Here is a 22338-nt window from a genome sequence, read left to right as displayed (position 1 = left end):
GGACGTCTCCCAGAGGGTCAGCATGCTGGTACCGAGCTGTGGTCGAAGGTGGCCCAGACGCATTTGCCGGGTCGCACAGCCGGATGTCGTCGATGCGTTCGGTTCGCTGCCACTGCGTATGGGCCTCGGTAACGAAACCGCGAGCAGCGGGGGCGGTGTGCTCGCGCCGGGCGAAGCACATCGTGCGGTGCTCGATGGAGCCGCTGCCGAAGTGGTCCGGCTCGGGCGTCTCCGGTTCATTGGACGGATACCTCGACATGACATCTAGCCAATCGCCGTAGCTCGTTCGTGTCGGGAGCCAGCGTGGGGGCCGTTCCGGGGGCCACTATGGGGGCCAGAAGTCCTGTGCTCCGGGGAGAGGGTGGGATGGGCGACACGGGGATCGGAGCGCTGCTTGCCCGGCTGCGTATCGAGCGAGGCTGGACCCAGCAGCGGGTGGCCGATGAGTACAACGCCCTGGAAGGGCGCTGCACCAAGACCGGTAAGGAGATGGGCCGCTACGAGCGCGAGACGCGCATCCCCGTCCCGTACACGCGGAGATACCTGGCGAAGGTGTTCGGCGTCGACGTCGCGGTACTCGACCAGGCCGCCGCAGTCAGCAAAAGACGCCGGAGCGGCGACGACGGGGCTGTGCAGGCGCAGGAGCGGCCCGTGTCGCACCAGGCGCGTCCATGTCCCGTGGCGAATGTGGTGTCGGCGGATGCCACGGTGTCCGCGGACTTCGCCCGGTTCATCGCGCGGCGCAACGCCGACGAGTCTGTCGTCGAGCAACTGGAGGCTGATGTCGCTCAGCTTGCCCGCGCCTACGTCAGCCATCCACTGCTGGAGCTGTACGTCGAGATCAAGCGGTCGCGGGACGGGGTGTTCGCGTTGCTGCGCGGGCGTCAGCACCCTCGGCAGACCGCTGACCTGTACGTCGCGGCTTCACGGTTGTGCGGCCTGTCCGCCCACGTCTGCCTGGACCTGGGCGACTACGGCTCAGCGGCCACCCACGCACGCACCGCCCGCGCCTGCGCGGGGGCGGCCGGGCACGAAGGGATGCTGGCTTGGGTGCGAGCCGTGGAGTCCCTGATCGCCTATTGGACCGGGCGGTACGAGCAGGCGGCCGGACTGGCCCGGGCGGGCCGGAGGCACCGAGCGAGTGGGAGCATCACCGCCCGCCTGGCCGGCCTGGAGGCGCGTGCCCTGGCCATAGCGGGAGACCATGCAGGCGCAGTGGCGGCCCTGGCCGACGCCGATCGTTCCCGTGAGGCGGCATCCGGCCCGGACGAGGCACCGGGCCTCTTCGCCTTCCCGGCGGCCAAACAGTTCGCCTACGCCGGGACGACCCACCTCGCCGTGGGCGGACCGGCACACATCCAGCAGGCGATCGCCTGCGCGGGCACCGCGATCCGCCTCTACCGCGATGCGGAGAACGACGACCGGTCGGTCGGCGACCTTTTCGCCGCCCACCTCGATCTCGCCCGTGGCTACCTGCTCCTGGGCGATCTGGACGGCACCGAGGCGATGCTCGGCTTCGTCCTGGACGCCCCGCCGGAGCGCATCTCGGCCAGCATTGTGCGACGGCTCATCGGGCTGCGCCGCGAGCTGGGTGGTCCGCAGTACGGAGGAGCCGAGCGGGCGGCAGACTTACGCGAAAGACTCCAGTACACGGCTGTCCTCGCGGCTTCGCCCGCCGCCCGTCCTTCGGAGCTGTCGACGTGACCGAACCGTCCGCCGCCCACGATGCCGCCGTCACCGATCGGGGCCGCCTCGCCGGGAGCGCGTACAACGGCGACCGGGACCTCGCCGCCCGGCAGTCCCTCTACCGGTGGCAGACGCCCCGCTACGACCTGCCCGGCATGGTGGCCGAGCAATTGAGTGGCCTACGTGGGCGGGTAGTCGACGTCGGATGCGGCAACGGCCGATTCATCAAGCGGCTCCGCCGGGATCGGCCCGACTTGACCGTGCTGGGGCTGGACATCGCCCCCGGCATCCTCGACGGGGTACCCGGCCCGGTCGCTGTGGCGGATGCCACTCGCTTGCCGATGGCCACCGCGAGCTGTGATGCGGCGCTGGCCCTGCACATGCTCTACCACGTCACCGACATCGCCCAGGCGGTCGGCGAGCTGTCCCGCGTGGTGAAGCGGGACGGGCTGGTGATCACCTCCACCAACAGCGACCGGGACAAGTCCGAACTCGACGACCTCTGGGAGCGGGCCGCAGGGGACGTCCTTGGCACTGGACGGGGGCCGACCCGTATTTCGCTCAGTGCCCGCTTCTCCCTGGAGAAGGCCCCGGCCTTCCTCGGGGAGGAGTTCGGTCACGTGCAGACCATCGAGCTGCCGGGTGTCATCACGGTCCGTGACCCGGGACCCGTCATCGCGCACATGGCGTCGTACCGCGCGTGGGCCGACCAGCACGACGTGCCCTTCGACGCGACCATCGAGCGGGCCCGCGCCATCCTGGGCGATCACATCTCCCGGCGCGGTGCGTTCGAGATCAACTGCAAGGGAGGTGTCCTCGTCTGCCGGCGCTGAGCCGCCGCATCACGCGAGGGACCAACGCATCTGCGGCTCGAGGAAGAGAAGACCGCACCCGGGCCACTCGGGGGCGGCTCGGGTGCGGTCCGGTGGTGCTGGGGAAGAGCGGGGTCAGCCCTTCTTGGTCTCCCAGAAGATCTTGTCGATCTGGGCGATGTAGTCCAGGGCCTTCTGCCCCGTGGCCGGGTCGGTCGAGCCCTTGGCCGCGCTCAGGGCCTTGAGGGTGTCGTTGACCAGCTGGTGCAGCTCGGGGTACTTCTCGAAGTGCGGGGGCTTGAAGTAGTCACTCCACAGCACCGAGACATGGTGCTTCGCGAGCTCCGCGCGCTCCTCCTTGATGGTGGTGGCACGGGCGCGGAAGTGCGGGTCCTCGTTGGCCTGGTACTTCTCCTGGATGGCCTTGACGGACTCGGCTTCGATACGGGCCTGGGCCGGGTCGTACACACCGCAGGGCAGGTCGCAGTGGGCGCTGACCTGAACCTTGGGGGCGAACAGGCGGGAGAGCATAGAGCTGTCCTTCCATTCGTGATCGTCTTCTCAGGTGCGAGATTACTCCGTGGGGGAAGCCTTTTCTCGGGTGCCCCGGGGGGCTTAGGTCAAAAGTCCAGTGCAAGGCTGGGATGCCTGGGATCGTGATGGGTGCAGGGTGAGGACCGGAGGTGCCGTGATGCGGGAGCAGCTGGGCGATCGCGGGCAGGAGCCGGACCGCGACCAGCGCGGACTGCTGCGGATCGGGCTCGCGGAGGTGTACAACCCGTCGATGCAGCCGACGCTGTACCCCGGCGACCAGTTGGTGGTGCGCTACGGCGCGCCCGTACGGCCGGGGGACGTGGTGGTTCTGCGCCATCCGTTCCGGCAGGACCTGCTGATCGTCAAGCGCGCGGTGGAGCGACGCGAGGGCGGCTGGTGGGTCAAGGGCGACAACCCGTATGTGGAGAACGACAGCCGGGAGTTCGGCGTCGTGCCGGACGAGCTGGTGGTGGCCCGGGCCTGGGTGCGGCTGCGGCCGCTGCGGGGCGCCGGGCGCGGTGGTCAGCGGTCGATGGCCGGGCTGGTCTCCTGGGCGGTGTCCGCCGTACGGCCCGTGGGCTCGCGGTCCTGGCGGCTGCGCTCGGCGCCGGCCGTCCGCTCGGAGTCCAGGCGTTTGCGGGCGCGGTAGGCGGCCACATTGGCGCGGGTGGCACAGCGGTCGGAGCAGTAGCGCCGGGATCGATTTGTCGATGTGTCGAGATAGGCGTTGCGGCAGGGTGACGCCTCACAGATGCCCAGCCGGTCGGCGCCCAGCTCGGTGAGGTGGAAGGCCAGCCCCATCGAGGCGGTCGCGGCGTATCCGGCGCCCGCGTTGGCGGCGTAGTCCGCGATGTGCATATGCCACTTGGGGCGGCCGTCCTCGTCGCGGGTCTCGTGGCCGGAGATCTGCGGACTCACCGGGAACTCGATGAGCAGCGCGTTCAGCAGGTCCACCGCCAGCACCTCGTCGCCGCCCGCCGCCGCCTCGAAGACCGCGCGCAGCCGGGCCCTGACCGACCTCAGCCGGGTGACATCCGCGTCGGTCGTCCGCCGGGCCTGGCTCTCCCCGAAGAGCGCCCGTACGGCCTCCACCGAGGTCAGGGTGTCGGTGCCGCGGCTCGGCTCCTCGCTGTTGACCAGGCGCACGGCGAGATCCGAGTAATAAGCCAGTTCCACTTGTGGTCCTTACGGTGGCGGTCTAGGGTCACATCGGGTTCAGGTAAGAGGCGTTCTGCCTACTAGGGTATTACGGGCGGCTGCGCCGAGACGATGACGCATGGCTTGGAGGGGCTCGATGACGGACACCGTCGCCGTGGCGGACTGGCAGGCGTGGCAGCGGAGCTGGGACCGGCAGCAGGAGTGGTACCTCCCCGATCGTGAGGAACGGTTCCGGGTGATGCTCGACACGGTCGAGGCCGTCGTCGGCCCGGAGCCCCGGATCCTCGACCTGGCGTGTGGCACGGGCAGTATCTCGGACCGGGCGCTGCGCCGGTTCCCGGGCGCCACCAGCACCGGCGTCGACCTCGACCCCGCGCTGCTGACGATCGCCCGCGGCCACTTCGCGGCCGAGCCGCGCGCCGCGTTCGTGACCGCCGATCTGCGCGACCCCGGCTGGACCGAGCGGCTGCCGCACCGTGCGTACGACGCCGTCCTGACCGCCACGGCGCTCCACTGGCTGGGCTCGGACGAGCTGCGCGTGCTGTACGGGCGGATCGCGGGCGTGGTGCGCGAGGGCGGGGTGTTCCTCAACGCCGACCACATGCCGGATCCGGCCACGCCCCGGCTCAACGCCGCCGACCACGCGTACCAGGAGGCGCGGCGGGCGCGGGCCAAGGCCGAGGGCGCCCAGGACTGGGTGGACTGGTGGCAGACCGCCGCGCGGGACGAGGCGCTGGCGGGGCCGGTCGCCGAGCGGTTCGCGATCTTCGGCAACCCGGCCGATGGGCCGGACCACGCGAACGGCGTGGCCGAGGCGTTCCAGCCGGTCGCCTGGCACGTGGACACGCTGCGCGCGGCGGGCTTCGGGGAGGCGCGGGCCGTCTGGTGCTCGCCCTCGGACGCGATGGTGCTCGGGCTGAAGTGACCGGGGCGGAGTGTGCGAGGGCGGTACGGCCATCGGCCCGTACCGCCCTCGCGTCCGTACCAGGGCCTACCGCACCAGCGCCTACAGCACCTTGGACAGGAACGACTTCGTCCGCTCGTGCCGCGGATTGGTCAGCACCTCCCGCGGATGCCCGGACTCCACCACCACGCCGTCGTCCATGAAGACGACCGAGTCCCCGACCTCGCGCGCGAAGCCCATCTCATGCGTCACGACGATCATCGTCATGCCGTCCTCCGCGAGCCCGCGCATCACATCGAGCACATCGCCGACCAGCTCCGGGTCGAGCGCCGAGGTGGGCTCGTCGAAGAGCATCAGCTTCGGCTCCATCGCCAGCGCCCGCGCGATCGCCACGCGCTGCTGCTGGCCGCCGGAGAGCTGGGAGGGGTAGTTGGCCGCCTTGTCGGCGAGGCCCACCCGGTCCAGCAGCTTCAGCGCGCGCTCCCGCGCCACCGCCTTGGACTCCCGCTTGACCTGGACCGGCGCCTCGATCACGTTCTCCAGCGCGGTCATGTGCGGGAAGAGGTTGAAGCGCTGGAAGACCATGCCGATGTCGCGCCGCTTCTCGGCGACCTCGCGGTCCTTGAGCTCGTAGAGCTTGTCGCCCTTCTGGCGGTAGCCGACCAGATCGCCGTCCACGTACAGCCGCCCGGAGTTGATCTTCTCCAGGTGGTTGATGCAGCGCAGGAAGGTGGACTTGCCGGAGCCGGACGGGCCGATCAGGCAGAACACCTCGCGCGGGGCGACCTCGAGGTCGATGCCCTTGAGGACCTGAACCGGGCCGAAGGACTTGTGGACGCCCTCGGCCTTCACCATGGCGGTCATGCGCCGACACCTCCGGAGCGGTTGCTGAAGGAGAGCAGATTGGCCCGGACCCGCTGCAGCGGGGTGGCCGGCAGGCTACGGCTCGAGCCGCGCGCGTAGTACCGCTCCAGGTAGTACTGGCCGACGCTGAGCACGGAGGTGAGGATCAGGTACCAGGCGGCCGCGAGGAAGAGCATCTCCGCCGTGGCACCGGAGTTCTGGCCGACCTCGGAGGTGGCCTGGAGCAGGTCCCAGTACTGCACCGCGATCACCAGCGAGGTGGTCTTGAGCATGTTGATGAACTCATTGCCGGTCGGCGGCACGATCACCCGCATCGCCTGCGGCAGCACCACCCGGCGCAGCGTCTTGGCGTGGCTCATGCCGAGCGCCTGGGCGGCCTCGGACTGGCCCTCGTCGACCGACTGGATGCCCGCCCGGCAGATCTCGGCCATGTACGCGGCCTCGTTCAGCCCGAGGCCCAGCAGGGCGGCCAGGAACGGGGTCATGAAGTCCGACCACTCGTCCTTGTAGATCGGCATGATGTTGATGTAGTCGAACACCAGGCCGAGGTTGAACCAGACCAGTAGCTGCACATAGACCGGGGTGCCGCGGAAGAACCAGATGTAGCCCCAGGCGATGGAGGCGGTCACCGGGTTCTTCGACAGCCGCATCACCGCGAGGATGATGCCGAGGACCACGCCGACCACCATCGAGAGGATGGTGATCCAGACGGTGTTCCGGACGCCCCTGAGGACCTCGCCGTCGAAGAAGTAGTCCGGGATGGCGCCCCAGTTGACGTCACCGCGGGCGAAGGCGGAGATCAGCAGGACGATCAGGGCGATGGCGATGATCGCGGAGACCCAGCGGCCGTAGTGCCGCACCGGGATGGCCTTGATGCTCTCCGGCGCCGGCGGTGGGGCGTCGACCGGATCCGCCTTTTCGGTCTTGAGTGTCACGGATGGTGCCTTTCAGCGCGAGCGCGGACGGGGGGAGGGCCGGATCACTTGCCGCCGTTGATGATGGCCTTGGTGACCGCGCCGTCCTTGACGCCCCACTTCGCGATGATCTTGTCGTATTCGCCGTTCGCGATGATCAGGGCGAGGGCCTGCTTGATGGCATCGCGCAGCTGGGTGTTCTTCTTGGCGACGGCGATCCCGTACGGGGCCGCCTCCACCTGATCGCCGACGAGCTCGAAGTCCTTGCCGCCGCCGGAGGTCTTCACCGCGTACGCGGCGACCGGGAAGTCGCTGGAGCCGGCGACGGCGCCACCGCCGCGCAGCCGGGTCTGGGCCTCGGTGTCATTGCCGAACGCCTCGATCGAGATCTTGCCCTTCTTGTTCTTCAGGCAGGTCTTCGACTGGGACTTCGCCAGGTCGTGGGAGACGGTGCCGCGCTGCACGACGATCTTCTTGCCGCACAGGTCGTCCCAGGTCTTGATGCCCTTGGTGTCGCCCTTCTTGGTGTAGATCGAGACGCCCGCGGTGAAGTAGTCGACGAAGTCGACGCCCTCGCCCGCCTTCTTGCCGGTGTCGGGGTCGACGCCCTCCTGGCGGCCCTTGTTGTCGGTCATGGCCGACATGGCGATGTCGTAGCGCTTGGAGCGCAGACCCGAGAGCAGGGTGTCGAAGGTGCCGTTGTTGAACTCGAACTTCACCCCGAGCTGCTTGCCGAGGGCGTCGGCGATGTCCGGGTCGATGCCCATGACCTCGCCGTTCTTCTTGAACTCGACCGGCGGGTAGTTGATGTCCGAGCCCACCTTGATCACCTTGGCGCTCTGGATCTCCTTGGGGAGCTGGTTGAACAGCGGGGCGGAGTTGCTGTTGGACCCGCCCGTGGCCTTGTCGGTCTGATCGCCGCAGCCCGTCAGCAGCAGGGCGCCCACCACCGCTATCGCGCCGACGGGGGCCATCCGGGACTTCAGGGTGGCCCCACGGGGCGTGAAGCTGGCGGTCATGCTGGTTCCTCCGGCAGGGTGAGGGGGCGAGATCTCGGGAACACGTTTGTGGGTGTCGCGATCTCGTGTGATTGGGGCATCTTGCCATCGGACGGGCCCGTACGGGCCGCCGGCCATGTCAAAATCGGATAACGGGCGATCCCCGTGGTGCACAACCGGACAGCGGTGCCGGCCGGACAGCGGCGGCCGGTGACGCGGGGCGGGCTCATGATCATGCGGGGAACAGCGCGTGACAGCGGCATGGACTTTCCCTAGAGCTTCGCCCGCCTTCGGGCGTAATGCCTGGTTTTCCGGCGTCATGGCACCAGAACTCGTTCGTCCCTCGACGCGCGCTTCAGGTAGAACAGACGGCTACACCCCTCACCCGGGGCTCAGGGCGCGTGTGCGACGCGCCCGGCGTTCGTACCCACACCCATGCGGTGGTCATCCGCTGAATGGGACGACGCGGTGCCCGCCCGCTCCGAACCTGGGGCGGATACCCTCGACAGAAAAACGACAAAGGGGTCAAAACAGTGGCAGCGGAGATGGTCAATCCTCGCAGCGACAGCACAAGCGGCAGCGGCGAAGGAGTCGAAGGCGTGACCGACGGGGAGCCCTTCGATCCGGCGTTCGCCCTGCACCGCGGCGGCAAGATGGCCGTCCAGGCGACCGTGCCCGTGCGCGACCGGGACGATCTGTCCCTCGCGTACACACCGGGCGTGGCCAAGGTGTGCAGCGCGATCGCCGAGCAGCCCGAGCTCGTCCACGACTACACCTGGAAGTCCCAGGTCGTCGCCGTGGTGACGGACGGCAGCGCGGTGCTGGGGCTCGGTGACATCGGCCCGGAGGCGTCCCTTCCGGTGATGGAGGGCAAGGCGATCCTCTTCAAGCAGTTCGGCGGCGTGGACGCGGTGCCGATCGCGCTCGACTGCCGGGACGTGGACGAGATCGTGGAGACCGTCGCCCGGTTCGCGCCCTCGTTCGGCGGCGTCAATCTGGAGGACATCTCCGCGCCCCGCTGCTTCGAGATCGAGCGCAAGCTCCAGGAGCGGGTGGACATCCCGATCTTCCACGACGACCAGCACGGCACGGCGGTGGTCACCCTCGCCGCGCTGCGCAACGCCGCCAAGCTGACGGACCGTGCGCTGGGTCAGCTGCGCGCCGTCATCTCCGGCGCGGGCGCCGCCGGTGTGGCCATCGCCCGGATCCTCACCGAGGCGGGCATCGGCGATGTGGCGGTGTGCGACCGCAAGGGCGTCGTCTCGCCGGACCGCGAGGACCTCACCGACGTCAAGCGCGAGCTGGCCGGCTTCACCAACAAGGCCGGGCTCACCGGATCCCTGGAGGCCGCGCTGGACGGCGCCGACGTCTTCATCGGCGTCAGCGGCGGCACGGTGCCGGAGGACGCGGTGGCCAAGATGGCGCCGGGCGCCTTCATCTTCGCCATGGCCAACCCCAACCCGGAGATCCACCCGGACGTCGCCCACCGGTACGCGTCCGTGGTCGCCACCGGGCGCAGCGACTTCCCGAACCAGATCAACAACGTCCTCGCCTTCCCCGGCATCTTCGCGGGCGCCCTCCAGGTCCGGGCCTCCCGGATCACCGAGGGCATGAAGCTCGCGGCCGCCGAGGCGCTGGCCGCCGTGGTCGCCGACGAGCTCAGCGCGGACAAGGTCATCCCCTCGCCGTTCGACGAGCGGGTCGCCCCCGCCGTGACCGCGGCCGTCGCCGCGGCCGCCCGCGCGGAGGGCGTCGCCCGCCGCTGACGCCCCGCCAGGGGCCCGGGTGGCGCTTGTGCGCCCGGGTGACGTGTGCGGGCCCGGCGATACGTCACGGGCCAGGTGCCGATACGGGCCAGGTGCCGATACGGGTCAGGTGTCTTTACGGGTCAAGTGCCGATACGGGCCAGGTGTCTTTACGGGTCAGGTGTCTTTACGGGCCGGGCCGTCCCTCAGCCGGAGGGGCGGCCCGGCCCGCGCGCTGTCCGGCGGGCGAGCGGGGTCACACCGAGGTGCGGTTCCGTGGGGTCGCCCCGCGGCCTAAGGTCGGGATCATGTTCGCTGCCTATGCCGCACGTATCGACCGTGACCAGCCGCTGAGCGGCCTCGAACTGGGGGAGCGCCCCGAGCCGGCGGCCCGGCCCGGCTGGACCACCGTGAACGTCAGGGCCGCCTCGCTCAACCACCACGACCTGTGGTCGCTGCGCGGTGTGGGCCTCGGCGAGGAGTCGCTTCCGATGATCCTCGGCTGTGACGCGGCCGGGATCGACGAGGACGGCAACGAGGTCGTCGTCCACTCCGTCATCGGACAGAGCGGACACGGCGTCGGCCCGAAGGAGCCCCGCTCCATCCTCACCGAGCGTTACCAGGGCACCTTCGCCGAGAAGGTGACCGTCCCGAGCTGGAATGTGCTGCCCAAGCCCAAGGAGCTCTCCTTCGAGGAGGCCGCCTGCCTGCCCACGGCCTGGCTGACCGCGTACCGCATGCTGTTCACCAACGCGGGGGTGCGCCCCGGCGACAGCGTCCTGGTCCAGGGCGCCGGCGGCGGTGTGGCCACCGCCGCGATCGTGCTGGGCGCGGCCGCCGGGCTGCGGGTGCTGGCCACCAGCCGCGACGAGGCCAAGCGGGCCCGCGCCGTCGAGCTGGGCGCCGAGGGCGCGTACGAGCCGGGGGAGCGGCTGCCGCGCCGGGTGGACGCGGTGATCGAGACGGTGGGCGCCGCCACCTGGTCGCATTCGGTGAAGTCCCTCAAGCCCGGCGGCACCCTGGTGATTTCGGGCGCCACCAGCGGCCCCAACCCGAAGGCCGCCGAGCTCAACCGGATCTTCTTCCTGGAGCTGAAGGTCGTCGGCTCCACGATGGGCGGGAAGGACGAGCTGGAGGACCTGCTGAGCTTCTGCGCCGCGCGCGGGGTGCGGCCGGTGATCGATTCGGTGCTGCCGCTGGACCGGGCCCGCGAGGGGTTCGAGAAGATGGCGGGCGGCGATCTCTTCGGCAAGGTCGTGCTGACGGTCTGAATATCGCGTCGGCATATCGCCGGCCGTTGTGCGGGTCCCCGGCCGTTGTGCGGGCCGGGGATTCGCGGAGTAATACGCGGCGGCCCGCTGACCCCCGCGCTCCGGTGAATTCCCGGAATTCCGTTACGACGCCGACGGCCGTACGAAGCTCCGCCGGAAGCGATAGGAGCGGGACGAGGAACCCACCAGAGCGGGGAAGTCGCGCACCCGGTCCCAGGCGGACGAGCCGCCGTCGCGCGGTCCTCCGGCCGCCAGGGCCGCCTCGTACGACTCCACGTCGGTCCAGCGGGCGTAGTTGAGCACGCGGGCGCGGTCGGTGGACAGGTGGTGCTCGCCGTCGGCGATCAGATGGAAGTCGGCGGAGAGCAGGCCCGGGTCGGGCTCGCTCTCCAGGGCCTCGATGACCAGGTCCACCCAGGACCGGCGGACCTGGGGATCGGGGTCGCTGAAGTCGATCTCGACCACGACGAACAGCCCGGGGTCCGCCGCGGCGTCCTGAGCGGCGGCCGGTGCCTGGAAGCCGCGGTAGTGGCGGTAGTAGGCGAGGCCGAGCCGCTTGATATCGGGGACCGCGCTGTCGATCGCGTCGTTGCGCTGCCGGCGCTGGGTCCGGAAGAAGGCGTGGTACGCGGCCTCGTCGGCCCACTGGGAGTGGTGCAGCAGCGTATCGCCGTCCGTGCCCGCGTAGAGGTTGTAGGAGAGCAGCTCGGGCGCCGGCCAGGGGCGGCTGTCCCAGGCGGCGGCGATGGCCTCGACCGTGGCCCGCTGCCGTTCCGGTGTGCCCACGCTCCAGGTGCTGAACAGCGCGGCGCCCACATCGGGCCGGGTGAGATCGGGCAGCGGTCCGGAGCTGGTCGGGGCGGACATGGCGGTCTCCTCGCGGTTGGGGACGTCGGAAAGCCGGGCAAGCCGGGGAAAGGGGATCGGGGCCGGAGGGACGCTCCCCCGTGGTGCGCCCCTCCGACCCCGATCCTGAAACTTCAACCGCGGTTCAGGTCAAGCGGGCGAGGAATGAAGGGGTGCGGGGAACTGCGCGACCAGTCACGATGGCGCCGCAGACGACCGACGGCAGGTCAGGTCACTTCCAGCGGAGCGCTTACGGGATCTCCGGCGGGGCTTTCCCCTCCCCGCCCCTTCCCGAAACCGGGGCTCCGCCCCAGACCCCGCACCGGGGCTCCGCCCCAGACCCCGCACCGGGGCTGCGCCTCAGAGCTCGGGCTGGGGTTTCGCCTCAGACGCCGGGCCGGGGCTGTGCCCCAGACGCCGGGCCGGGGCTGTGCCCCAGACGCCGGGCCGGGGCTGTGCCCCAGACGCCGGGCTGGGGTTTCGCCTCAGACGCCGGGCCGGGGCTGTGCCCCAGACGCCGGGCCGGGGCTGTGCCCCAGACGCCGGGCTGGGGTTTCGCCTCAGACGCCGGGCCGGGGCTGTGCCCCAGACGCCGCACCGGGGCTGCGCCCCAGACGCCGGGCCGGGGCTGTGCCCCAGACGCCGGGCTGGGGTTTCGCCTCAGACGCCGGGCCGGGGCTGCGCCCCAGACGCCGGGCCGGGGCTGTGCCCCAGACGCCGGGCCGGGGGCTGCGCCTCAGAGCCCGGGCCGGGGCTCCGCCCCAGAGCCCGGACCGGGCCTGCGCCCCAGAGCCCGGGTCGGGGTTTCGCCTCAGACGCCGGGCCGGGGCTGCGCCCCAGAGCCCGGGTCGGGGCTGCGCCCCAGACCCCGACCGGGGCTCCGCCCCTTCCTGCGGCGCCGATATGCGGCTTCGCCGCGTGGCAGGGCTTCGCCCCTGGCACCCGGGGTCCAGGGGCGAAGCCCCTGGTAACGGGAAGGGGCGGGGAGGGGAGCAGCCCGCCGCAGGCGTCACCCCACTCCCGGACAGCACACCTACGCCCGCTCCCCCCGCAGCAGCGCCGTGATCCGCGCCGCGGCCGCCCCCAGGTGATGGCGGGCCTCGGCCAGTTGGGCGTCCGTCACCCCGTGGTCGCGGGCCGCGTCGCGGACGTCGTCGCGGAACCGGTCGAGCAGCCGCTCCAGATCGCGGGCGGGGGCGCCGGAGGGGGTGAAGTCCCTGGCCCACTCGGGCTCCCGCACCCCGGCCGCGCCGCTGCCACCGTCCCCGGGGGTCGGCTTCTCCTCCTCGGGCCCGCCCTCCGGCTTGGTCATGTCCACCCGCTCGACCGTGACGTCCGGCCCGGACGGCTCGTCGTCCCAGCCCCAGCCCCAGTCCGAGCGAGAGGCGCCCTGCCGGGAGATCCGGCTCATACCGCGTGACACCTCGGCCAGCCCCTCGCGCACCGCCCGCTGCCAGTCGCCCGCCCGGATGTGCTCCTGCGTCTGCTCCTGGACCCGCCGGGCGATCCGCTGGACCTCCTCGCGCGCGAAGTCCTGCGCGTCCCTGGCCTGCTTACGGGCGCGCTGGGCGTCCTGCCGGGCCCGCCGGCTCTCCTCCTTGGCCCGGCGCGCCTGCTCCTTCCACTCCTCCTTCGCGCGCCGCATCTCCTCCTTCGCCTGCCGCCAGGTCTCCTTGTCGCCCCACGCCCCCTCCCACGGGGCCTGTTTGTCCTGGGCGGCGCCGGAGGCGCGGGCCTGCTGGGCCGCCTCGCGCATCTCCCGCCGCAGATCGCTCGCCGAGCCGCGGACGTCCTCCCGGATCTCGGCGGCGAGTTCGGCGACCGACTCGCGGATCTCCAGCTCCAGGTCGGCCAGCTCGCCGCTGCGGTCGGCCAGTTCGGCGCGCCCGGCGTCGGTGATGGAGTACACCTTGCGGCCGCCCTCGGTGGTGTGGGTGACCAGCCCCTCGGCCTCCAGCTTGGCCAGCCGCGGATAGACGGTGCCGGCCGAGGGCGCGTACAGCCCCTGGAACCGCTCCTCGAGCAGGCGGATGACCTCATAGCCGTGGCGCGGCGCCTCGTCGAGCAGCTTGAGCAGATACAGACGCAGTCGGCCGTGGGCGAATACGGGGGGCATCAGAGGACCTTTCCCTGGGTGCCGTCGGTGGTGTCCGTGTCGTCCTCGGACGGCGGACGGCGCAGCAGCGCGATGGCGCCCGAGACGGTGGTGGCCTTGAGGCTGCCATGGCCCGTGCCCAGCCGGCCGGTGATCCTCTTGGCGCCCCACTGGCCGGTGACCCGCAGATCGTCGAAGCTGTTGGAGACCGAGCCGCTGGCCGTGTTGGCCTCCACTTCGGCGTCGGTGGGGTGCGGCAGCCGGATGGCGATCTCACCGGAGACGGTGGTGAGGCAGATGTCGGAGCCCTTGGGGGCGGGGGCCAGGTCGAGCACCATGTCGCCACTGACCGACTCGGCCCGTACCGAGGGTCCGGAGCCCTCGATGACGGTGAGGTCGCCGGAGACGGAGTGGAACCGCAGATCGCCGGTGACGGCCTGGGCCTCGACCCGGCCGGATACGGTGTCGGCCTGGACCGGACCGGTCAGCCCGAGCAGGGTGAAGTCGCCGGAGACACCGCGCAGCTCGGCACGGCCGGACAGCCCGGAGACCACGGCGGAGCCCCCGACCACGCCGACGGTGGCGCTGGTGCCGACGGGCACGGTGAGGGTGACATGGGCGGTGCGGGTGTAATGCCCGAGCCACTTGCGGAAGCCCTTCCGGGGGAGGTCGTCATAGCCGACGCTCAGGGTGCCGTCGATGTGGGTGACCTTCAGCGGCGGGCCGTCGATCTCCGAGACCTCGAGGCGGGCGGGGCCGGGGGCGGCGCCGACCACATTGACCGTGCCGCCCGCGATCTGGACGTCGAGCGTGGACACCGGGTCGTCGAGGGTGAGCTTCTGTGGCGCGTTGATCGACCACTGTGATCGGGCTGACATCCCTGGCCTCCCCTGGCTGGACGGACGACGCGCCATCTGGACGCAACATATCGTGTCTTCTCCACAACACGATATATCGCGGCTGCGCGGAGTCAAGCCCGGTCCGCCCGGTCCGCCCGGTCCGCCCGGTCCGCCCGGTCCGCCCGGTGCGGCCCGGGGGCGGAGGTGGCGGCGGGCCGCCTCCGACGTCCCGCGCACCCGTGCACAATCGCACGAGGTGGTGGAAGATGCATGGCGCAGCCATCGTTTCTCTGTGGGCTGAATCGCACTTTTTGAAGAAACTCCTCCGGCCTGAGAATTTCCGTTAGAGCTTCGCTAGAGTCCTGGTAGAGCGTCATGGAGACGTATGTTCGGGACTGTTACCTTCGTGGCCTCAGAATCGGGAAGGAAGAGGGGCCGTGGGGGAATGACGTCACAACCCTTGAATACCTCGGTGCCACAGGAAGGCGCGGAGCCGAACTCGGTTGCCCGGCTGTTGTTGCGGGCGGCGCGCGACCACGCCCATTCGGGGGTGCGCTATCTGGTCGGGCCCACCGCGAGTGAATCCGTGCGGCAGTCCTATCCGGAACTTCTGGAATCGGCGCTCGGGCTCCTCTCCGCACTCCGCGACCGGGGATTGCGGCCGCAGGACAAGGTGGCCCTGCTGCTGGACCGCCAGCCGGAGTTCCTGACGGTCTTCTGGGCCTGTCTGCTGGGCGGCTTCGTACCCTGCCCGATGGTGCCGATCTCCGGTGACCCGGCCCGCTGGGCAGCCCAACTCACCCACGTCAACGAGCTGTTGGACGGCCCGCTGCTGGTGACCACCGAGGCGACGCGGGCCGAGCTGCCCGAGGTGCCCGGGCTCGCGGTGGCCGTCGTGGAGGAGCTGCGGGAGGCCGAGGACGCCTCCGGCGCCGAGCGCCGGCAGCCGCCCGCCGTGCACTCCGCGGCCCCGGACGACCTCGCCCTGCTGGTGCTCACCTCCGGCTCCACCGGGAATTCCAAAGCGGTCATGCTGACCCATGGAAATATCCTGGCGTCGATGGCCGGAAAGGCGGGAAAGCAGCGGCTCACCGCGGCCGATACCACCTTCAACTGGATTTCCTACGACCATGTGGCCGCGCTTCTGGAAGCGCATATGCTGCCGCTGTACGTGGGTGCCGAACAATTGCACGCGGAAGCCGCGGTCATTCTCGAGGAGCCGCTGCGGTTTCTCCGGATCATATCCCGCCACAAGGTCACGATGACCTTTACTCCGAATTTCCTCCTCGGCCCGCTCAATTCCTCCGCCCATGAGATAGCGGAGGAGATATCGGCGGGCGGTGAAGGGCTCGATCTCAGCGCGCTGCGCCATATCGTCAGCGGCGGTGAGGCGAATGTCGTCGCGACCGGCGAGGCATTCCTGGCGCATTACGCACCGTACGGTCTGCGGGAGGCCGCGCTCTGGCCCGCCTTCGGCATGACGGAGACCTGCGCGGGCAGCATCTACAACCGCGCCTTCCCGGCCACCGACGCGGGCCAGGAGTTCGCCAACCTCGGCACCCCCGTCGAGGGGCTGCGGATCCGGGTCGCCGACGACGAGCACCAGGCGCTGCCCGCGGGCGAGATCGGCGAGCTCCAGCTCAGCGGCCCGATGATCACCCCCGGCTACTACAACAACGACGAGGCCACCAAGGAAGCCTTCACCCCCGACGGCTGGTTCCGCAGCGGCGACCTGGGCCGGATCGACGAGGGACGGCTGACCCTCGTCGGGCGCAGCAAGGACAGCGTCATCGTCAATGGCGTCAACTACTTCAGCCATGAGATAGAGGCCGCCCTGGAGCAGCTCGACGATGTCGCCGGGGGCTATGTCGCGGCGTTCCCGACCCGCCGCCCTGGCAGCGACACCGAGCAGTTGGTCATCGCCGTCAGCCCCGAGCCGGCGGACCACGACGAGGCCGGGCTGCACCGCATGATCACCGCGGTGCGCTCCACCGTCGTGATCCACTGGGGCTTCCGGCCCTCCCTCATCCTGCCGCTGCCCAAGGACGCCTTCCCCAAGACCAGCCTCGGCAAGACGCTGCGCCGCCGGATGCGCCAGCGCCTGGAGTCCGGCGGGTACGACGACGTCATCGAGCGGGTCGCGGAGCTGACCACCCGCCGGCTCGGCGGCCACACCCCGCCCGAGGGCGAGACCGAGCGGATCCTCGCCGAGATCTACGCCGAGATGTTCGACACCACCGCGGACCGGATCAGCGCCACCGCCAGTTTCTTCGACCTCGGCGGCACCTCGCTGGACATCCTGCGGCTGCGGCGCCGGGTCCACCGCCGCCTGGGGGTCGCGGACCTGCCGGTCATCACGGTGCTCACGGCGCCGTCGGTACGGAAGCTCGCCGCCCGGCTCGACGGCGGCGGCGCGCCCGGCTCCGCGGTGTACGACCCGGTCGTACCGCTCCAGACCGGCGGCGGGAAGACCCCGCTGTTCTGTGTCCACCCCGGCGTCGGCGAGGTCCTGGTCTTCGTCAACCTCGCCAAGTACTTCGTCGGCGACCGGCCGTTCTACGCGCTGCGCGCCCGGGGCTTCAACGAGGGCGAGAAGCCCTTCACCAGCTTCGAGGAGATGGTGGAGTGCTATGTGGAGGCCATCCGCGCCCGCCAGCCGCACGGCCCCTACGCCGTGGCCGGATACTCCTACGGCGGCGCCGTGGCCTTCGAGATCGCCAAGGCGCTCGAGGCGCAGGGCGAGCGGGTCGACTTCGTCGGCAGCTTCAACCTTCCGCCGCACATCAAGTACCGGATGGACGAGCTCGACTTCATCGAGACCGCGACCAACCTGGCCTTCTTCCTCGACCTGATCAACAAGAAGCAGTCGCTCGACCTCCCCGCCGAACTGCGCCCGCTGTCCCAGCAGGAGCAGCTCGCGCATCTGCTGCGGATCGCCCCGCCGACCCGGCTGGACGAACTCGACCTGGACCTGGACAAGTTCACCGCCTGGGCGGAGCTGGCCCATGGCCTGACCACCCTGGGCCGCGACTACCACCCCAGTGGCACCACCCGGTCCATGACGGTCTTCTACGCGATCCCGCTGCGCGGCACCAAGGAGGACTGGCTGGCGAACGAGCTGCGCCGGTGGGACGACTACACCACCGAGCCCAACCGGTATGTGGACGTACCCGGTGAGCACTACACACTGATGGGCCCGCGGCATGTCGCGGCCTTCCAGGCGGTTCTGCGCAGGGAGCTCGACCGTGCGCTGGACGACGCCGACCGGGCCCGGACCGCGGGCCAGTCATAGGCTCGTACGGCCCAGGCACGAGGACCCGAGAGGGCCGAGTACAGGCCCCGACAGGGCCAGGCACAAGGAGAAGAGCAGGGTGGAAGGCAAGAAGATCCTGGTCACCGGCGGCACCGGGCAGGTCGCCCGGCCGGTGGCGGAGGCGCTGGCCGAGCGCAACGAGGTGTGGTGCCTGGGCCGGTTCGGCACCCCCGGTGTCGAGAAGGAGCTGAACGACCAGGGGATCACCACGTTCCACTGGGACATGAACGATCCGCGCGAGGCGGCGTACGAGGGGCTGCCGGACGACTTCACCCATGTCTTCCACTCGGCGGTGCGCCGCGGTGAGGACGGCGACGTCAACGCGGCCATCGAGGTCAACTCGGTGGCCACCGGGCGGCTGATGTCCCACTGCCGGACAGCGGAGGCGTTCCTCTTCGTCTCCACCGGGGCGCTCTACAAGCGGCAGACCCTCGACCACGCGTACACCGAGGACGACCCCGTGGACGGAGTGGCCGACTGGCTGCCCGCCTACCCCGTGGGCAAGATCGCCGCGGAGGGCGCGGTACGGGCGTTCGCCCAGGTGCTGAACCTGCCGACGACCATCGCCCGGCTCAACATCGCCTATGGCCCCGGCGGCTACGGCGGGGTGCCGATGCTCTACTTCAAGCGGATGCTCGCGGGCGAGCCGATACCGGTGCCCATGGAGGGCCAGAACTGGTGCTCGCTCCTCCACACCGACGACCTCATCGCCCACGTCCCCCATCTGTGGCAGGCGGCGTCGACCCCCGCCACGCTGGTCAACTGGGGCGGGGACGAGGCGGTCGGGATGACCGACTGCGTGCGCCATCTGGAGGAGCTCACCGGCGTCACCGCCCGGCTCGTCCCGAGCGAGGTCACCCGGGAGACGTACCGCTTCGACCCCACGAGGCGGCGGGAGATCACCGGCCCCTGCCGGGTGCCGTGGCGCGAGGGCGTACGGCGCACCCTGCAGGCGCTCCACCCCGAGCACCTTCCGTCTTGAGCCGACACACCGCAGCCCGAGGAGTGGCGACCACCATGGCATCACCGAACATCGAGGCCATCCGCGCCTCCTACGCGGGTTTCCGCGACCGCGACATCGCGGGGATCCTCTCGGGCATGCACCCCGATGTGGAGTGGGTGCATCCGGAGGGGATGGCCAAGTACGGACTCGGCGGCACCAAACTGGGCCATGCGGGGATCAAGGAGTTCCTCGCCCATGTGCCGACCGTGCTGGGCGGGATGAAGCTCGCGCCCAAGGAGTTCATCGAACAGGGCGACCGGGTCGTGGTGTTCGGCACCCGCGAGGTGACCTCGCTGAGCGGGAGGACCGTGACGCTGGACTTCGTCCACTCGTGGACGATGCGGGACGGCAGGGCGACGAGGATGGAGGACATCTTCGACACCGTGGCGTTCCACGAACTGATCGAGAGCTGACCGGAATCGAACAGCGGCCGTCCGCTCCCGCGCCGGGAAGGCACGGGAGCGGACGGCCGTTCTTCCGGCTTCCGGAGCGGGTCTCAGACCGTACGGAAGACCTCTTCGTACTCCAGGCGTGGCAGCCGCCCCATCCAGGCGTCCGGGCCCGGCTTGCCGATGTTGACCACACAGACCGCCGCGTGCCGCCCGTCCTCGAAGAACTCCTTGGAGACGGCCGCGTGGTCGAAGCCGATCATGGGCCCGGCGGCGAGCCCCGCAGCGCGCACGCCCAGGATGAAGTAGCCCACCTGGAGTGCGGTGTTGAACCGCGCCGACCCCTCCCGGGCCTCGGGGTCGGCGAAGAACGCCTGCGGGTTCTCCATGAACGGCACCAGCCGCGGCAGCTCCTCGTGGAAGTCCAGGTCCGCGGCGAGCACCGCCACCAGCGGGGCCTTGGCCGTCTTCTCCTGGTTCCGCCCCGTCATATGCGCCACCAGCCGGGCGCGCGCCTCCTCCGAGCGCACCAGCACCACCCGCAGCGGCTGCTGGTTCATCGAGGTGGGGGCGTACTTGACCAGTTCGTGGATCGCGCGGACCTGCTCGTCCGTCACCGGCTCGTCGGTGAAGGTGTTGGCCGTACGGGCCTCCAGGAACAGCTGCCGCTGCGCCTCCGGCGCCAGGGTGAGAGGGCTCAGGGCCTCGCTGCTCTCCGGTGCGCTCATGGAGCTCTCCTTGTGAAGCGATGGTGAAAGGACGTGATCCGCCGATGAATTAATTGGACTAGACGGGCTAGTCCACTGCGGTAAACGAAGGCTAGACTCACAAGTCCATCGAGGGCAAGACCGGCTGGGAACGAGGAGGTTGGGCCGTTGCGGACGGACAGCGGTCCCCGGCGCGGCGCGGCGGGACGGCCCGTGGGCCCCCAGCCCGCCAAGCGCCAGGCGATACTGGAGGCGGCGGTGGCCGTCTTCCTGCGCGAGGGGTACGACCGGGCGAGCGTGGATGTCATCGCGGACGAGGCCCGTGTGTCCAAACAGACCGTCTACAACCACTTCGGCGACAAGGAGCGGCTGTTCATCGCCGCCGTCGAGGAGGAGCGGGAGCGGGTGGCGGCCGGTTTCGCCGCCGGTTCCCCGTACGCCCTCGGGCCGGACGACGCCGGGGCCCCCGAGGCGTACGACCGCGGCGACGCCCGCACCGCGCTGCTCGCCTTCGGCCACCGGGTGCTCGCCGTACTGCTCGACGCACGGGCCTCCGCGCTGCGCCGCCTGGTCATCGCCGAGGTCGCCCGCCATCCCTCGCTGCGGCCCGCGTGCGCGGAGGGGGAGCCCCAGCAGCTGGTGAAGTACCTCGCCGAGATGCTCGGCCGGCGCACCGGCAGCGGCGAACTGAGCGTGCCCGATCCGGCAACCGCCGCCCGCCAGTTCGTGGCCCTGATCATTCAACAGGGGCTCTACCAGTCGATGTACGGCACCCGCCCGCTCGCCGAGGACGAGGCCACGGCCCTCTGCGAGAGCGCCGCCGACCTGCTCGTCCGTGCGTACCGCCCATGAAGCCCGAAGAGAGGTGCCACCCATGCGTGTGAGCGTGCTCGGCCCGCTGACACTCGGCCTCGGCGCCCGGTCCGGGGTGCCCAGCGCGATGAAGCCGCGCAAGGTGCTGTCCCTGCTGCTGCTCAACGCGGGCCGGATGGTGCCGGTGCAGTCGCTGATGGCCGAGCTGTGGGGCGATCAGCCGCCGCGCACCGGGCTGACCACGCTCCAGACGTACATCCTGCATCTGCGCAAGCTGCTCGCCGAGGGGCTGGGGATGTCATCGGCCGCCGTCACGCGGGATGTGCTGCAGACCCGGCCCGGGGGCTACGCCATGGTGGTGAGCCCGGGCGAGCTCGACGTCCATGAGTACCGCGACCTCGTCGCCGAGGGCGAAGGCGCGCTGGAGGTCGGCGACGAGCGGACGGCGGACACCTCCTTCCGGCGGGCGCTGGCCCTCTGGCAGGGCCCGGCCCTGGTCGACGTCACCCCGCACGGCCGGCCGCTGCAGGCGGAGGTCGCCCGGCTGGAGCAGTCCCGGCTCACGGTCACCGAGCGCGGCATCGAGACCCGGCTGCGGCTCGGCGGCCATCTGGAGGTGCTGAGCGACCTCGCCTCGCTGGTCGTGGAGCACCGCTTCCACGAGGGCCTGCACGGTCAGTACATGCTCGCCCTCCACCGCTCCGGCCAGCGCACCCGCGCCCTGACGGTCTACCAGCGGCTGCGGATGGCGATGACGGAGGAGCTGGGCCTTGAGCCCTCGGCGAAGCTCCAGCGGCTCCAGCAGGCGGTGCTGGTGTCCGACCCCCGGCTGGACCACGAGGCGGGGACGCCGGGGCGGGGGCCGGTGGTGGCGTGAGGGGCGGCCGGTAGGGCTGGGCAGCCCCGCAGAGCGCTGCCTTGCAGAATGCCGCCCTGCAGAGGGCTGCCCCGCAGAGCGCGCAGCCCTCAGACGTCGTGGTCCTCAGACGTCGTGGCCTTCAGACGTCGTCGTCCTCCTCGTCGAGCCGGGCCAGCCAGGTCGCCAGCCGCTCCACCGGGACCTCGAAGTCCGGGTTCAGGTCGACGAACGTCCGCAGCTGCTCGGCGAGCCACTCGAAGGTGACCTGCTCATCGCCGCGCCGCTGCTCCAGCTCCTCGATACCGCGATCGGTGAAGTACAAGAGTCGCTCCGGAAGGGTGGTGTGGATCTACCCGCCCAGGATATGCGGCCCCGCACTCCGGTGAGCGACCGGTGAGCGACCCGAGGGCCGCCGGGGTTGACGTTGACGGACGACCCTGATCGAGCATGTGCCGCTGGGGCGGCTCGGCCGGGCGGAGAAGGTCGCCTTCTGGATCACCCAGCTCGCCCGGCCCGAGGCGGGCTACCCCACCGGTGTCGTGCTGCCCGTGGACGGCGGGGCGCTGGCCGGCTAGGGGGTGTCTGTTC

General features: G+C 70.7%; 20 protein-coding genes and 2 pseudogenes. 12 read left to right on the top strand and 10 right to left on the bottom strand.

Features of this window, described 5'->3' with window-relative positions; all coding sequences use genetic code 11:
* Positions 1–366: 366 nt before the first annotated feature.
* On the top strand, positions 367–1704 hold the full coding sequence (locus ACZ6TD_RS17485; protein WP_471355005.1) for an XRE family transcriptional regulator: 1338 nt from the start codon (positions 367–369) through the stop codon (positions 1702–1704).
* Positions 1701–2519 (top strand): class I SAM-dependent methyltransferase, encoded by an 819-nt coding sequence (locus ACZ6TD_RS17480; protein WP_471355003.1) that lies wholly within the window; start codon positions 1701–1703, stop codon positions 2517–2519. The genes ACZ6TD_RS17485 and ACZ6TD_RS17480 overlap by 4 nt, the downstream gene beginning before the upstream one ends.
* A 114-nt stretch (positions 2520–2633) precedes the next feature.
* On the opposite strand, the gene sodN is transcribed toward ACZ6TD_RS17480, so the two are convergent.
* Complete coding sequence (gene sodN / locus ACZ6TD_RS17475) at positions 2634–3029, bottom strand: superoxide dismutase, Ni (RefSeq protein WP_037965025.1); 396 nt, start codon at positions 3027–3029, stop codon at positions 2634–2636.
* Positions 3030–3189: 160 nt separating this feature from the next.
* On the opposite strand from sodN, the pseudogene ACZ6TD_RS17470 reads away from it, so the two are divergent.
* Positions 3190–3450: pseudogene (locus tag ACZ6TD_RS17470) on the top strand (S24 family peptidase); the annotation flags it as partial.
* A gap of 104 nt (positions 3451–3554) precedes the next feature.
* Here the strand turns inward: ACZ6TD_RS17470 and ACZ6TD_RS17465 are convergent.
* The gene (locus tag ACZ6TD_RS17465; RefSeq protein WP_471355001.1) at positions 3555–4208 is read right to left on the bottom strand and encodes a CGNR zinc finger domain-containing protein; all 654 of its coding nucleotides are present in this window, start codon (positions 4206–4208) and stop codon (positions 3555–3557) included.
* Positions 4209–4326: 118 nt separating this feature from the next.
* Here ACZ6TD_RS17465 and ACZ6TD_RS17460 point away from each other — a divergent pair, with 118 nt between their 5' ends.
* The gene (locus tag ACZ6TD_RS17460) at positions 4327–5115 is read left to right on the top strand and encodes a class I SAM-dependent methyltransferase (RefSeq protein WP_471354999.1); all 789 of its coding nucleotides are present in this window, start codon (positions 4327–4329) and stop codon (positions 5113–5115) included.
* Between the two features lie 81 nt (positions 5116–5196).
* Here ACZ6TD_RS17460 and ACZ6TD_RS17455 read toward each other — a convergent pair whose 3' ends face one another.
* From ACZ6TD_RS17455 to ACZ6TD_RS17445, 3 genes are read right to left on the bottom strand one after another with little or no spacing between them, the layout of a single operon-like run.
* Positions 5197–5949: an amino acid ABC transporter ATP-binding protein gene (locus tag ACZ6TD_RS17455; RefSeq protein WP_037965037.1), complete on the bottom strand. Its 753-nt coding sequence runs from the start codon at positions 5947–5949 to the stop codon at positions 5197–5199.
* A 5-nt stretch (positions 5950–5954) separates the two neighbouring features.
* On the bottom strand, positions 5955–6893 hold the full coding sequence (locus tag ACZ6TD_RS17450) for an amino acid ABC transporter permease (RefSeq protein ID WP_471354997.1): 939 nt from the start codon (positions 6891–6893) through the stop codon (positions 5955–5957).
* A 44-nt stretch (positions 6894–6937) separates the two neighbouring features.
* Positions 6938–7891 (bottom strand): ABC transporter substrate-binding protein, encoded by a 954-nt coding sequence (locus ACZ6TD_RS17445; protein ID WP_471354995.1) that lies wholly within the window; start codon positions 7889–7891, stop codon positions 6938–6940.
* Positions 7892–8403: 512 nt separating this feature from the next.
* Between ACZ6TD_RS17445 and ACZ6TD_RS17440 the strand changes: the two genes are divergently transcribed.
* Positions 8404–9636 carry an NAD(P)-dependent malic enzyme gene (locus ACZ6TD_RS17440; protein ID WP_471354993.1) on the top strand — a complete coding sequence of 411 codons (1233 nt, stop codon included), beginning with the start codon at positions 8404–8406 and terminating at the stop codon, positions 9634–9636.
* A 287-nt stretch (positions 9637–9923) separates the two neighbouring features.
* Complete coding sequence (locus tag ACZ6TD_RS17435; RefSeq protein ID WP_471354992.1) at positions 9924–10886, top strand: zinc-binding dehydrogenase; 963 nt, start codon at positions 9924–9926, stop codon at positions 10884–10886.
* Positions 10887–11009: 123 nt separating this feature from the next.
* Here ACZ6TD_RS17435 and ACZ6TD_RS17430 read toward each other — a convergent pair whose 3' ends face one another.
* The 3 genes from ACZ6TD_RS17430 to ACZ6TD_RS17420 form a co-directional block, all read right to left on the bottom strand.
* Positions 11010–11753 carry an antibiotic biosynthesis monooxygenase gene (locus ACZ6TD_RS17430; protein WP_471354990.1) on the bottom strand — a complete coding sequence of 248 codons (744 nt, stop codon included), beginning with the start codon at positions 11751–11753 and terminating at the stop codon, positions 11010–11012.
* A gap of 1012 nt (positions 11754–12765) precedes the next feature.
* Positions 12766–13848, bottom strand: coding sequence for a PadR family transcriptional regulator (locus tag ACZ6TD_RS17425; RefSeq protein WP_471354988.1), 1083 nt, complete (start codon positions 13846–13848; stop codon positions 12766–12768).
* Positions 13848–14705, bottom strand: coding sequence for a DUF4097 family beta strand repeat-containing protein (locus tag ACZ6TD_RS17420; protein ID WP_471354986.1), 858 nt, complete (start codon positions 14703–14705; stop codon positions 13848–13850). The genes ACZ6TD_RS17425 and ACZ6TD_RS17420 overlap by 1 nt, the downstream gene beginning before the upstream one ends.
* A gap of 406 nt (positions 14706–15111) precedes the next feature.
* Between ACZ6TD_RS17420 and ACZ6TD_RS17415 the strand changes: the two genes are divergently transcribed.
* The 3 genes from ACZ6TD_RS17415 (at position 15112) to ACZ6TD_RS17405 (ending at position 19395) form a co-directional block, all read left to right on the top strand.
* Positions 15112–17958, top strand: coding sequence for an AMP-binding protein (locus ACZ6TD_RS17415; RefSeq protein ID WP_471354984.1), 2847 nt, complete (start codon positions 15112–15114; stop codon positions 17956–17958).
* Between the two features lie 79 nt (positions 17959–18037).
* On the top strand, positions 18038–18961 hold the full coding sequence (locus ACZ6TD_RS17410) for an NAD-dependent epimerase/dehydratase family protein (protein WP_471354982.1): 924 nt from the start codon (positions 18038–18040) through the stop codon (positions 18959–18961).
* A gap of 35 nt (positions 18962–18996) precedes the next feature.
* Complete coding sequence (locus ACZ6TD_RS17405) at positions 18997–19395, top strand: nuclear transport factor 2 family protein (protein ID WP_471354980.1); 399 nt, start codon at positions 18997–18999, stop codon at positions 19393–19395.
* 83 nt (positions 19396–19478) lie between these two features.
* Here the strand turns inward: ACZ6TD_RS17405 and ACZ6TD_RS17400 are convergent, their stop codons facing one another.
* The gene (locus ACZ6TD_RS17400) at positions 19479–20099 is read right to left on the bottom strand and encodes a malonic semialdehyde reductase (RefSeq protein ID WP_471354978.1); all 621 of its coding nucleotides are present in this window, start codon (positions 20097–20099) and stop codon (positions 19479–19481) included.
* Positions 20100–20246: 147 nt separating this feature from the next.
* Between ACZ6TD_RS17400 and ACZ6TD_RS17395 the strand changes: the two genes are divergently transcribed.
* Complete coding sequence (locus ACZ6TD_RS17395; protein WP_471354976.1) at positions 20247–20930, top strand: TetR/AcrR family transcriptional regulator; 684 nt, start codon at positions 20247–20249, stop codon at positions 20928–20930.
* Between the two features lie 22 nt (positions 20931–20952).
* A complete protein-coding gene (locus ACZ6TD_RS17390; RefSeq protein ID WP_471354974.1) occupies positions 20953–21768 on the top strand; it encodes an AfsR/SARP family transcriptional regulator in 816 nt (271 codons plus the stop codon).
* A 121-nt stretch (positions 21769–21889) separates the two neighbouring features.
* Here ACZ6TD_RS17390 and ACZ6TD_RS17385 read toward each other — a convergent pair whose 3' ends face one another.
* Positions 21890–22072, bottom strand: a complete 183-nt coding sequence (locus ACZ6TD_RS17385) for a DUF6104 family protein (RefSeq protein WP_470004700.1) — start codon at positions 22070–22072, stop codon at positions 21890–21892.
* 118 nt (positions 22073–22190) lie between these two features.
* Between ACZ6TD_RS17385 and ACZ6TD_RS17380 the strand changes: the two are divergent.
* Positions 22191–22325 (top strand): annotated as a pseudogene (locus tag ACZ6TD_RS17380) (ketoreductase); the annotation flags it as partial.
* Between the last annotated feature and the right edge of the window lie 13 nt (positions 22326–22338).

This window comes from Streptomyces yongxingensis (assembly GCF_055597465.1).
This window is presented reverse-complemented; position numbering and strand designations above follow the sequence as displayed.

Coding starts and splice junctions, on each gene's coding strand:
- ACZ6TD_RS17420 (WP_471354986.1), bottom strand. CDS start 14,705: ATGTCAGCCCGATCACAGTGGTCGATCAACGCGCCACAGAAGCTCACC.
- ACZ6TD_RS17455 (WP_037965037.1), bottom strand. CDS start 5,949: ATGGTGAAGGCCGAGGGCGTCCACAAGTCCTTCGGCCCGGTTCAGGTC.
- ACZ6TD_RS17485 (WP_471355005.1), top strand. CDS start 367: ATGGGCGACACGGGGATCGGAGCGCTGCTTGCCCGGCTGCGTATCGAG.
- ACZ6TD_RS17460 (WP_471354999.1), top strand. CDS start 4,327: ATGACGGACACCGTCGCCGTGGCGGACTGGCAGGCGTGGCAGCGGAGC.
- sodN (WP_037965025.1), bottom strand. CDS start 3,029: ATGCTCTCCCGCCTGTTCGCCCCCAAGGTTCAGGTCAGCGCCCACTGC.
- ACZ6TD_RS17435 (WP_471354992.1), top strand. CDS start 9,924: ATGTTCGCTGCCTATGCCGCACGTATCGACCGTGACCAGCCGCTGAGC.
- ACZ6TD_RS17445 (WP_471354995.1), bottom strand. CDS start 7,891: ATGACCGCCAGCTTCACGCCCCGTGGGGCCACCCTGAAGTCCCGGATG.
- ACZ6TD_RS17430 (WP_471354990.1), bottom strand. CDS start 11,753: ATGTCCGCCCCGACCAGCTCCGGACCGCTGCCCGATCTCACCCGGCCC.
- ACZ6TD_RS17400 (WP_471354978.1), bottom strand. CDS start 20,099: ATGAGCGCACCGGAGAGCAGCGAGGCCCTGAGCCCTCTCACCCTGGCG.
- ACZ6TD_RS17405 (WP_471354980.1), top strand. CDS start 18,997: ATGGCATCACCGAACATCGAGGCCATCCGCGCCTCCTACGCGGGTTTC.
- ACZ6TD_RS17425 (WP_471354988.1), bottom strand. CDS start 13,848: ATGCCCCCCGTATTCGCCCACGGCCGACTGCGTCTGTATCTGCTCAAG.
- ACZ6TD_RS17415 (WP_471354984.1), top strand. CDS start 15,112: ATGACGTCACAACCCTTGAATACCTCGGTGCCACAGGAAGGCGCGGAG.
- ACZ6TD_RS17390 (WP_471354974.1), top strand. CDS start 20,953: ATGCGTGTGAGCGTGCTCGGCCCGCTGACACTCGGCCTCGGCGCCCGG.